This window comes from Pantoea sp. ACRSB, from assembly GCF_022346905.1.
Taxonomy (GTDB): Bacteria; Pseudomonadota; Gammaproteobacteria; order Enterobacterales; family Enterobacteriaceae; genus Pantoea; species Pantoea piersonii.
In genome coordinates, this window is record NZ_JAKRNL010000015.1 from 22064 (window position 1) to 32168 (window position 10105).

12 protein-coding genes and 2 pseudogenes are annotated in these 10105 nt (G+C 56.4%); 8 read left to right on the forward strand and 6 right to left on the reverse strand.

The features are described from left to right. The first annotated feature begins 58 nt into the window (after positions 1-58). From MHZ89_RS21900 to MHZ89_RS21915, 4 genes are all read left to right on the forward strand, one after another. The gene (locus MHZ89_RS21900) at positions 59-400 is read left to right on the forward strand and encodes a hypothetical protein (protein ID WP_311784605.1); all 342 of its coding nucleotides are present in this window, start codon (positions 59-61) and stop codon (positions 398-400) included. A gap of 108 nt (positions 401-508) precedes the next feature. Next, positions 509-1117, forward strand: coding sequence for a hypothetical protein (locus tag MHZ89_RS21905; protein WP_311784606.1), 609 nt, complete (start codon positions 509-511; stop codon positions 1115-1117). Positions 1118-1225: 108 nt separating this feature from the next. Next, the gene (locus MHZ89_RS21910) at positions 1226-1837 is read left to right on the forward strand and encodes a hypothetical protein (RefSeq protein ID WP_311784607.1); all 612 of its coding nucleotides are present in this window, start codon (positions 1226-1228) and stop codon (positions 1835-1837) included. Positions 1838-1980: 143 nt separating this feature from the next. Continuing rightward, positions 1981-2949, forward strand: a complete 969-nt coding sequence (locus MHZ89_RS21915; RefSeq protein WP_074194686.1) for an IS5 family transposase — start codon at positions 1981-1983, stop codon at positions 2947-2949. Between the two features lie 155 nt (positions 2950-3104). Here the strand turns inward: MHZ89_RS21915 and MHZ89_RS21920 are convergent, their stop codons facing one another. The 4 genes from MHZ89_RS21920 to MHZ89_RS21935 are packed head-to-tail and all read right to left on the reverse strand — an operon-like array spanning position 3105 to position 7828. Beyond that, complete coding sequence (locus tag MHZ89_RS21920) at positions 3105-4571, reverse strand: MdtP family multidrug efflux transporter outer membrane subunit (protein WP_080181311.1); 1467 nt, start codon at positions 4569-4571, stop codon at positions 3105-3107. Further along, positions 4568-6511, reverse strand: coding sequence for an FUSC family protein (locus MHZ89_RS21925; RefSeq protein ID WP_080181309.1), 1944 nt, complete (start codon positions 6509-6511; stop codon positions 4568-4570). Before MHZ89_RS21925 ends, MHZ89_RS21920 begins: the two co-directional genes overlap by 4 nt. A gap of 9 nt (positions 6512-6520) precedes the next feature. Beyond that, on the reverse strand, positions 6521-7549 hold the full coding sequence (gene mdtN / locus MHZ89_RS21930; RefSeq protein ID WP_004105396.1) for a multidrug transporter subunit MdtN: 1029 nt from the start codon (positions 7547-7549) through the stop codon (positions 6521-6523). A gap of 6 nt (positions 7550-7555) precedes the next feature. Next, the gene (locus tag MHZ89_RS21935) at positions 7556-7828 is read right to left on the reverse strand and encodes a YtcA family lipoprotein (protein ID WP_041851459.1); all 273 of its coding nucleotides are present in this window, start codon (positions 7826-7828) and stop codon (positions 7556-7558) included. A gap of 386 nt (positions 7829-8214) precedes the next feature. On the opposite strand from MHZ89_RS21935, the gene MHZ89_RS21940 reads away from it, so the two are divergent. The 3 genes and pseudogenes from MHZ89_RS21940 to MHZ89_RS21950 all read left to right on the forward strand — a co-directional run bounded on the left by MHZ89_RS21940 (position 8215) and on the right by MHZ89_RS21950 (position 8859). After that, positions 8215-8460 carry a hypothetical protein gene (locus MHZ89_RS21940; protein ID WP_251990204.1) on the forward strand — a complete coding sequence of 82 codons (246 nt, stop codon included), beginning with the start codon at positions 8215-8217 and terminating at the stop codon, positions 8458-8460. Positions 8461-8582: 122 nt separating this feature from the next. Further along, a pseudogene (locus MHZ89_RS21945) lies at positions 8583-8792 on the forward strand (DUF5431 family protein); the annotation flags it as partial. After that, entirely contained in the window at positions 8740-8859 is a 120-nt protein-coding gene (locus MHZ89_RS21950) for a type I toxin-antitoxin system Hok family toxin (RefSeq protein ID WP_286086644.1), read from the forward strand. The pseudogene MHZ89_RS21945 and the gene MHZ89_RS21950, both read left to right, overlap by 53 nt. A 202-nt stretch (positions 8860-9061) precedes the next feature. Here the strand turns inward: MHZ89_RS21950 and MHZ89_RS21955 are convergent, their stop codons facing one another. After that, positions 9062-9283: a DUF2767 domain-containing protein gene (locus MHZ89_RS21955; protein ID WP_251990203.1), complete on the reverse strand. Its 222-nt coding sequence runs from the start codon at positions 9281-9283 to the stop codon at positions 9062-9064. Between MHZ89_RS21955 and repA the strand changes: the two are divergent. Next, positions 9258-9689: pseudogene (gene repA / locus MHZ89_RS21960) on the forward strand (plasmid replication initiator RepA); the annotation flags it as partial. The gene MHZ89_RS21955 and the pseudogene repA overlap by 26 nt on opposite strands. Before the next feature lie 310 nt (positions 9690-9999). Here the strand turns inward: repA and MHZ89_RS21965 are convergent. Then, on the reverse strand, positions 10000-10105 hold a 106-nt coding region (locus MHZ89_RS21965; protein WP_000300949.1), incomplete at its 5' end, for an IS1 family transposase.

A 10105-nucleotide genomic window follows, 5' to 3' on the forward strand; every position in this document is an offset into this window, starting at 1 on the left:
CCATCGGGAAACATCTTCCCGACAGGGCAGGTGTTTCCCGCTCAACAGGAGAAACATCATGTATACCCTTTTATTACCAACCTCCTTTTCCCTAAGAGGCATCTTTTCAGCAGCCTCCGCAGCAGCGTCATCCCTGCGGGATCGCGTCACGGCTGGTAAAAGAAAAGAAGACTGGATAACGAACCGGAATGGCTCACTCAGCTTTAAGGTTCAGGTACATCAGTTACCTTCAGGAAAATGGACGGCCGGCATACTTACACGTTCCGGCACGTTTTACGGTAATCACCGGTTTGGTTCTCTGAAAAAGCCGGATGAGGTATTCCGCTCTTACCGTCAGGCTCGCCGTTTTGCACTGAAGCTGGCGAATCAGATGGCAACACTGCGTTATGCATATCAGTGATGGAGAGAGATCTGGCAATTGGCCGATTAAAATCTTTCTAATCTGACTTAACCCTGTGGGGATTTATTCCCCATCAGGGGGATAAATCCCCTTTTTTGAGGATTTATCATGACACCAATCTCCGTACCGCCCCAACACGTTACCTATACCGTGAAGCAGAGCGGATCGATATCCCCGAGCCAGTGGCACAGTTTTACCTTGGCAGTTACAGAAGCATTCTGGCTGTTACCGGTACATCTCCGTCCGTGCTCACCAACTGACGGTACACGTCTGGAACGCGCATCCATGATGTTTACTCACCCCGGGGCTTTTGAATTCGGCGGAAAAGACGAAGGGAATTACATATCCAAAAGCGTGATGTTTACCCTGGATATAAGCCCTGATTTGCGTATTGAAACTGAAGGTCAGCCCATCGACTTCTTCACGCGGATTGCGCTGCTGATGCTGTATCACCATTGCTCAGACTGCTTTGAGATAACGTCATCAGCCGGCGGCGTCAGCTGGGCGCTTCCTGTTCGCTGGGCAATACGGCACCAACTGATTGCTGGCAGTAATGCTCCTCAGCCTTTCAGCACGGAAAGTTTCATTACCGGCGCAGCTGATGAATTGCTCATCAGAAGCGTTTCCGGGGGGGATCGTCCGTTTACGACGGCTGACTGGGGACTGATTTCAGAACTTGAGTTCACGCTCGAAGAACTGAAAACCGGCAAACGCTGACATGCCTGAACCATCCTTCCGGGATTAACTCTCCGCATAAACTAACTTAGCCCAACAGGGATTTACCTCCCTGTGGGCGGTAAATCCTCTTTTTAATGGAGATTTACCATGACACATACACTAACTGATCCTCTGGTCCTTCCGGGCGTTTACCAGTTTGAGCAGGGAGCGTCCATAAATGATGAACAGTGGTTCAGATTTACCGACGCAGTTAAAGAAGCTTTCTGGCTTCTTCCCGCTCAACTCCGGCCTTATAAGCAGCTGGGTTTTGACATGAACCGCGCGTCAGAACTTTTTGACGAAGAGGGTTCGGTCACGTTCAACCATAAGGACGGCGAAGGCTACTGCCTCAATCCGTTCTATCTCAGGCAGACGCTTTCGGATAATTTTCGGCCATACCGTAAAGTGGAGAGCCAGCGATGCAAACAAGATTTATTCGTGCGTATCGTGCTGGTTCTTCTGCATAACCTATGTCCGGACAGCTATCACATAACCAGTTCCTGTCCGCAAAGCTGGCATTTCGCGCAGCGATGGCTGGCATGGAATATGGATATGTTTACCAAAGCACCTGAAAAAATACCGGCATCGTTTGTTATACCCGGCGCAATTGAACACCTGCTGCTGGTAAAAACCTCCGGTCCCGGCAAGCAGGTCACCACTGAAGAGTGGGAGGCCATATCAGGCATTGAGTTCTGGCTTGCTCAGCAGCACAACAGCTGACCTGTCTACCCATCCTTCCGGGATTTGCTCTCCGGAAGGAGACAGATCCCGCTATTACAGCAGGTGATCCTATGTTTACTTTCAACAGTGACGCGCTCGCGCAGCTGTTTCGGCTTTGTTGAATAAATCGAACTTTTACTGAGTTGAAGGATCAGATCACGTATCCTCCCGACAACACAGACCATTCCGTGGCAAAGCAAAAGTTCAGAATCACCAACTGGTCCACCTACAACAAAGCTCTCATCAACCGTGGCTCCCTCACTTTCTGGCTGGATGATGAGGCGATTCAGGCCTGGTATGAGTCGGCAACGCCTTCATCACGGGGAAGGCCCCAGCGCTATTCTGATCTCGCCATCACCACCGTTCTGGTGATTAAACGCGTATTCCGGCTGACCCTGCGGGCTGCGCAGGGTTTTATTGATTCCATTTTTGCCCTGATGAACGTTCCGTTGCGCTGCCCGGATTACACCAGTGTCAGTAAGCGGGCAAAGTCGGTTAATGTCAGTTTCAAAACGTCCACCCGGGGTGAAATCGCACACCTGGTGATTGATTCCACCGGGCTGAAGGTCTTTGGTGAAGGCGAATGGAAAGTCAGAAAGCACGGCAAAGAGCGCCGTCGTATCTGGCGAAAGTTGCATCTTGCTGTTGACAGCAACACACATGAAGTTGTCTGTGCAGACCTGTCGCTGAATAACGTCACGGACTCAGAAGCCTTCCCGGGCCTTATCCGGCAGACTCACAGAAAAATCAGGGCAGCCGCGGCAGACGGGGCTTACGATACCCGGCTCTGTCACGATGAACTGCGCCGCAAAAAAATCAGCGCGCTTATTCCTCCCCGAAAAGGAGCAGGTTACTGGCCCGGTGAGTACGCAGACCGCAACCGTGCCGTTGCTAATCAGCGGCTGAGCGGAAGCAATGCACGGTGGAAATGGACAACGGAATACAACCGTCGCTCGATAGCGGAAACGGCAATGTACAGAATGAAGCAGTTGTTGGGAGATTCACTGACGCTGCGTGACTACGATGGTCAGGTAGCGGAAGCTATGGCCATGGTGCGTGCGTTGAACAGGATGACAAAGGCTGGGATGCCAGAAAGCGTGCGTATTGCCTGAAAATCCAGCCAGCTACAGGGTCGTTCGCACGAAATCTTATTTATTCAACAAAGCCTTTATGATTTATCAAATTTACCGCCATGAGCGCATTGGTTCCAAAAAATCGGCAATTCCTGCTCATAAAAACACGCGCTGAACGTCTCTGTTTCCATTTTTCACTGTCTGGCAGACTGTGGGCCGCGGTAATCGCCGCCCAGGGCTTTAATCAAGGTGATATCGGTGCTGAGCCGCTGGGCCTCGATATCCAGCAGCAAAAGCTGCTGCGCGATGGCCGGGCGACGCGCCTCCTGCGCCGCATAGTAGCTGACCAGCCCGCGCTGATGGTGCGCGCTGGCGCTGCGGGTGGTCACCATCGCCGCCGCGACTTTCTGCTGCTGCAGCGCGGCCTGCTGGTTCAAATCGTTCAACTGGCTGGAGCTAATCGCCACGTCGCGCACCGCGTCCAGCACCGCCTGGTTGTACTGTTTAATTAAAATATTGCTCGCCGTACGCGTCGATTTCAGGTTGGCGTTTAAGCGCCCGCCGTCAAACAGCGGCAAATAGAGCCCCGGCAGCAGGTTGATCTGCTGGAATGAGGACTTAAACAGATCGCCAACGCTCAGCGCGTTGTAGCCCCAGAAGGCTTTGATATCGAAGTGCGGGTAAAACGCCGCTTTTGCCGCGTCCACCTGGTTCATCGAAGCGCTGACGTAGCCGCGCAGTGCCTGCAGATCCGGGCGACGGGCCAGCAGTTCAAACGAAAGCGAATCCGGGAGCGTCTCCTGCAGCGCCGGCAGCGGCACGGGATGAATCTCCGGCATGCTATGCGCATCGGCGCCGATCAGCGCCCGCAGTGTTTCCCGATACTGCATCAGCGTCCCCTGCGTCGTAATCACCTGCTGCTGCGCCGCCAGCAGCTCCGCCTGGGCGTTGGCGACATCGACGCTATCCTCCACGCCGCGCGCGGTACGATGCTCATGCGCCTGCACCGAGAGCCTGGCGATAGCCTCCAGCTGATTAAGTAATGCGATTTTCTGGAAAGTTGCCTGCATCGCGAAATAGAGCTGGGCCACGCTGCTGGCAAGATCCAGCTCGATGCCGGCGGTCTCCGCCTGGCGGGCGTTCTTTTCGCCAATCGCGGCGGCAACGCGGGCGCGGTCGGCGCCCCATAAATCGATATTCAGCGTCGCCCCGACGCCAACCGTATTCAGCGTGTACCAGGGGCCGTTTTTATCCACCGGCAGGGAGAAGGAGTAGGGCCAGGTGAACTGTTTATTGGTGACCCGCAGACGGTTTTGCGCCGCCACGGCGGTGGCCTGCACGCCCATTGCCGACTGCGCAAGCTCGACCGTGGACTGCGATTGCGAAATACGCAGCCGCGCCGCCTGCATGGTGGGGGAGTTCTGCAGCGCGCGATTGACCAGCATATTTAGCTGCGGATCCTGATAGCCTTCCCACCAGCGCGCCGTCGGCCAGCCGCTATTCGCCAGATGGATCACCTGCGCCAGCTCGGCCTGCTGCGGATTGACCAGCGGAACCTGGCCGGGATCGTCCTGAATTAGTGCGCACCCGGTTAACAGCGTCAGGGCGAAGGCAAACACCGGGGATCGCGCGGCGCGCGGGAGAGTAGAGGTTTTAATCATGATTGCATTGCCTGTCGCGGAATATCGGAAGACGCAAATGGCCACGCCGGCAGGGCGGCCAGCGCGTTGACCAGCGGCGCGCCAAATGGATTCGCCGGGTCCGGGAGAAGCGCCTGAGGGCGTTCTACGGCAGTTTGCTGCGCGTCGATACCGGCAGCGTAGCCTTCAAGCCGCCGGGCGCAGCGGGGTAAAAAAGTATCCCCCGGCGCGGCGTACAGACGATAGCCTTCGCTGAGGCGCAGGATCTCTTCCGCCTGATGGAACGTCGCCCGCACCGGCCAGTTTTTGGCTTCCGGCCACGGGTGGGCGTAGGTTCCCAGCGGCTCGGCGGCTACCCGGTTGATTAAGGTTTCGCTCTCGGTCAGCGCGGCAAAGAGCGGCACCAGTTGAACCTCATCGTCGCTTGAGGAGAGGGTCTGCGCCAGCTGGCGATAAAGTTGTGCCAGACGCGCTTTGAGCTGCGGGGCTTCGCTATCCGGCCATAAATAGAGATGTACAATCGAGGAGACCAGCACGCCGAGCAGGATACCGATAACCCGGTCGCGCAGTTCGGTAAGGTTGCTGAGCGGGCCAAACCAACTGAGGAACGCCAGCGCAAAGGTGAAACCTATCTGGATCCCGGCGTAGGCGATGCGCTCTGAGCCTGCCGCAATCCACGCGGCCAGCGCGAACACCGGCAGGGTCATCGCCAGCAGGCCGCTCAGCGAGTCGGTCCAGGGCTGCACAAAGACGATCAGGAGCAGCGCAATCAGCGTCGCCAGCAGTGCGCCGCCGATGCGCAGCCACGTTTTCTGCAGGGTAGCGCCCAGACCCGGCTGGGCGACAATGACGCAGCTCAGCATAATGGTGTGGATGCCCTGCCAGTCGGCGGCGGTATAGAAAACGTAGCACAGCAGCGTCGCCAGCAGCGTTTTCAGGGCAAAGTGTAGATAGGCGGGATTGGACCACGCGTCCGGCAGCAGCAGCGGCGCTTTTTCCACTTCACCCTGCGGTAACGCGATGGTTTCGCCGCGCGCCAGCCGCGACAGCACCCCGGCGATCTCCTGCAAAATGGCGCTGTTATCGCTATCGCGTGGGACCATCAACGGCTCCATATCCGCCGCCGTGGGGCTGGGCAGATTATCCGCCAGCGCGTTCAGCTCGCGGGCTATCCGCTGGCGCGCATCGGAATGGTCGTGGCCCGGTTGTAGCAGCGCCGTTAAATGGTAGCAGCGCAGCGCGGCGGCCATCAGCGATTGCCAGGCCTGCGGGCTGGCGGCAATCTCCGGCGTGGCGCGGGCGGATTGCTGGTACAGGGACTGCAACTGGTTAAACTGGCCGGCGATCTCTTTAAAGGAGGGTTGCGGCGCCCCGCCATCCGGTTGGCTAAGAATCCGCGCCGTCTGGCGCAGCATGACCACCAGCCGGGCTTTAAACTGATAGCCGGGGAACGCCTGCTGGAAACAGGCGTTGACCAGCAGCGTCACCAGAATGGCGGTGTTAATCGCCACCCATAGCCACAGCAGCAGGCGTACCAGAATTTCGCTCTGGCTGGTCATCGACGGGAAGGTCTGGGCGTAGATGATTGCCAGCGCCACCACGAAAAACGCCAGCCCCAGCTTGCCGAGGACCCGCATCAGGTAAATCGCACAGAAGAACAGGATCACCGAGGCAACCAGGCGAATTAGCGGATAGTCATAGGTCCACTTGATAATCAGCAGTACGCCGCCCAGCGCGACGCTGACGGTCACCACGAAAACCACGCTGACCAGCTTAATCATCAGGACGTTAGGCTGGCTGACGTAAAACACCACGATCAGCGCCACGGCGAGGAAGGGAATATGCAGCGTCATAAACAGCACAATCAGCACCGCACAGCTGAGCGTCAGGCGCAGGGTATAGTTCGCCCGCCCCGGCGCATCGCGGAGTTCCCGGGTCAGAAACGGCCACAAACTTTGCATGCCGTCTCCTTATTGCGGCTGGAGAACGGCGCTGGCGGAAGCGCCCATGCGAAACAGGTTCGGGTCGGGATCTTTGACGGCGATTTTAACCGGGAAGCGCTGGGAGACATGGACCCAGTTGATGCTCTTCTGAATGACCGGCAGGCCTTCAATGACGCTGCCGCCGTCGGGCAGAACGCCGGTGCCGACCGAGTCGACTACGCCCTCGAAGGTGCGGCCATGGTTGGTCATGACGGTGATTCTGGCCGGAACGCCGGGCCGAACACTCTGCAAGTCGGTTTCGCGGAAGTTTGCCACCACGTACCAGTGGTCGTCATCCAGCAGGGTAAAGACCGGCTTGAGGGCCGAGGCGTACTGGCCGATCGTCGTCTTCAGCGCCACCACCACGCCGTTAAACGGCGCGCGCACTTCGGTAAATTCGAGATGCAGCTCGGCCAGCGCAATTTGCGCCAGGATCCCCGCGCGCTGCGCCACCATGGCATCAACGCCGGTCACGGCCGCGGAAGCCTGTTTCGCCTGCAGCAGGGTGGCCTCCAGTTCGGCGCGCGCCGCTTTTTCGGCCGTTCGCGCCTGATCCAGATCTTCTTGTGAGGCAAACCCCTGCGGTACCAGCGGCTCAAGGCGTATGCGTGAAGAGGTGGTCTGCTTAACCAGCGCTTTAGCGCGTTCAACGGCGGCGTTGACCGACTGCGCGTTGTACTCCTGCGCTTTGATGGTGCGCTGGGTCAGCATAATCTGCGCATCAAGCGTGGTCAGCCGCGCTTTGGCATCATCAAGCATCGCCTGGTAGGGACGCGGGTCGATGCGGAACAGCAGATCGCCTTTTTTCACCCGCTGATTGTCGCGAATCGGCATTTCGACGATCCGCCCGCTCACTTCCGGCACCACGTCGATGGTGTCGGCATAAACGTAAGCATCGTTGGTTTCCGGCGAGGTTTGCAACTGCCAGATAACCAGAATCAGCGCCACGATCGCAGCGAGAACGAGCGCCAGCAGGGGCCATTTTTTGCGGATAACGCTTGAGCGGGATTGGGTCATAGGGATCTAGTTTACGAAGAACAGGAACCACAGAATCGTGGCGAACAGGAACATCAGCGCCAGATAGCTGAAGACCAGTGGAGAAAATCGCGATTGCCATCCTTGACGCACAATCAGGATATGGCAGGGAATAAGTAACAGCGCGGCGCCTAATAAGCAGAAGAACCAGCCGGGAAATGCTGCGCCTAAAACCGGAATCGCCGGGGATAATGAGCAGCCGGAGAGCGTAAATAGCGAAAATAAGAGCGCAGGGCACGCCAGCTTAACAATGCGATTCAAGACGAAATACCTGAGTGCTCGGATTAAGGTGAAATGAGTTTAATCTCCTTGATTGTGAAAGAAAAGAAACTCATCATGTATCTCAAACAGAACGTCTCTTTTCCTCTGGTTACATTGTTTTGTGATCATCTTGCATCACCACAAATATAAAAGTAAAACTATATGGATTGTCTGCATTTTAATTCCTATATTCAAAGCATTACAAAAAGTGCCGTTAGCATTTTTACCCCCTTACTTTATATGGCTCACCTGGTTATGCATAACACCATATATGAAACATTGCTGGAAGCACCCGGCCCGCAAGGCTCTCTCAAAGGCACCTTGCTTATTCCGTGCGCTGGAGCCTGCGGCATCTGCCCTGTCCCGGCGAAAAAGAACTTATCAGGATGATCGTCCCGGCGGGAGCTGTTGCGCCGCCGGAGGTACTGGCGGCGCACACGTTCAACAGTGGCTATGCAGTCTGCATCGATTTTCTGTCTGATGAGGAGATAAAACGCTGGTCCCCGGAACGTAAGGCCGCGACACGGAAGCGTAATCTGGAACGCAGGGTCAACAGGCTGGCGCCGTTGTTTGCAGACGAACTGATCGCGCGGGAACTGGAGGCGAGGCCGGACTATTTCAGCGGAAAATAGTCACAGATAACTGCCTGAAAACCGGGGGAGAGTCCTGGTGAAAATACCCGCTTCCGGGGTATAATGGCGGTGGCGCTTGAGGCTTTTTGCCTCATGATGTTCAGGTGGTTTGTTGCCGTGTTGTGAGGCAGAAAGAAGAAAGCCCCGAAGGTAATTTTTCAATTAACCAACGAGGCCGTCTGTATGCTGATCACACTCAGATTAGCCTCTTACCCGCCGAAAGGCAAGGAGAAGAAGGCTATGAAGCTGAAACCCAACTCTTTCATCTGGTGCGTATTTATAGTGTGTCTCACACTATTGATTTTCACCTGGCTGACACGAAAATCGCTCTGCGAAATTCGCTACAGAGATGGAAGCAGGGAGGTGGCGGCTTTCATGGCTTACGAATCCGGTAAGTAAGCTACCTGGAGGCGGGTGAAACCCCGCCTTTTCAGGGCTGAGGGGGTCAGTTCTGCCGAAAGCGCCTTTACAAGGGGCTGTCAGTTGTCCGACTGGCAGCCCCCTTTTTGTTCCGGGCGCGGCCGCACGCATGAACATCCCGGAAAGACTGTTCCCCTCCGGGGAACGGGGGAAGGGCGGATGCGCCTGCGGCGCTTCCGCTTTACTCCCGCCGCCTGCCCGTCCTTTCCTCATACATCTCCGCCGTCTCCAGCTGCCCGATGGCCATCAGTATCCCGGTATGTGATTCGTCTGTCGCAACCATGATTTGCCAGTGAAGTCGCTTCAGCTGGTAGATCAGCTGTGCCCGGTCGGTCTCTGCGCCGTTGCTGGCCAGCATCAGGCAGCACTGGCCCACTAACATCCCGACCGATATCACTTTCACGCCGGCATTCTTCTCTGCGCTAGACGTTTCAGACGTGGCAGTGGCGGCCGCGCGCCGCAGCCGCGTGGAGTGGGAAAATCAGCAACGTGAAAAGCAGCAGCTGCCGCGACTGGAAATGGACGAGCTGATCGCCAGAGCCTGGCGTTACGTACGTGAGCGGTTCCGCAGCTATCAGTCTCAGCGTAAGGAGCATGGTCTTAAGCGTGCCCGTGCCCGCCGGGATGCAGACCGTACCCGCCGGGATATTGAGACTATCGTGAAACGCCAGCTGACGCGTGAGATTGCTGAGGGACGTTTTACCGGTAACCTGGACGCCGTTCGCCGGGAGCAGGCAAGACGCGTCAAAGAACGCATGCTGATGTCCCGGGGCAATAACTACACGCGACTGGCCACGCTCACCTCCTGACCCCCTTTTTTTTAATATCCGGTTCGCTCCGGAGGATTTCGCACGCCTGTAGCACGGCTCCGCTCACTATATGAACAACGTTGTGCAGGATTTCTTCTGTGCCGCATTCGGGAACGCGGCAGAATGGCCGGAAAAATAACGGCCGGTGTGATTTTCGTCTTCGATTTTCATTTGTTCACACATGACTGCAAGGGAACTTTCCATTAAGTGACAACCGTAATCGTTACAGGGTGCCAGACGATATCGTTTCAGGGTGCGTGGTTCCTTTTAAACCCCTGCTCTGTACTTCTTTTAAGGTAATGGTCCCAACTTATTGATAGTGTTTTATGTTCAGATAATGCCCGATGACTTTATCATGCAGCTCCACCGATTTTGAGAACGACAGCGACTTCCGTCCCAGCCGTGCCAGGTGCTGC

Excerpts from the sequence above, each read along its gene's own strand:
- MHZ89_RS21900 (WP_311784605.1), top strand. The coding sequence starts at position 59 with ATGTATACCCTTTTATTACCAACCTCCTTTTCCCTAAGAGGCATCTTT.
- MHZ89_RS21905 (WP_311784606.1), top strand. The coding sequence starts at position 509 with ATGACACCAATCTCCGTACCGCCCCAACACGTTACCTATACCGTGAAG.
- MHZ89_RS21910 (WP_311784607.1), top strand. The coding sequence starts at position 1,226 with ATGACACATACACTAACTGATCCTCTGGTCCTTCCGGGCGTTTACCAG.
- MHZ89_RS21920 (WP_080181311.1), bottom strand. The coding sequence starts at position 4,571 with ATGATTAAAACCTCTACTCTCCCGCGCGCCGCGCGATCCCCGGTGTTT.
- MHZ89_RS21925 (WP_080181309.1), bottom strand. The coding sequence starts at position 6,511 with ATGCAAAGTTTGTGGCCGTTTCTGACCCGGGAACTCCGCGATGCGCCG.
- mdtN (WP_004105396.1), bottom strand. The coding sequence starts at position 7,549 with ATGACCCAATCCCGCTCAAGCGTTATCCGCAAAAAATGGCCCCTGCTG.
- MHZ89_RS21940 (WP_251990204.1), top strand. The coding sequence starts at position 8,215 with ATGATCGTCCCGGCGGGAGCTGTTGCGCCGCCGGAGGTACTGGCGGCG.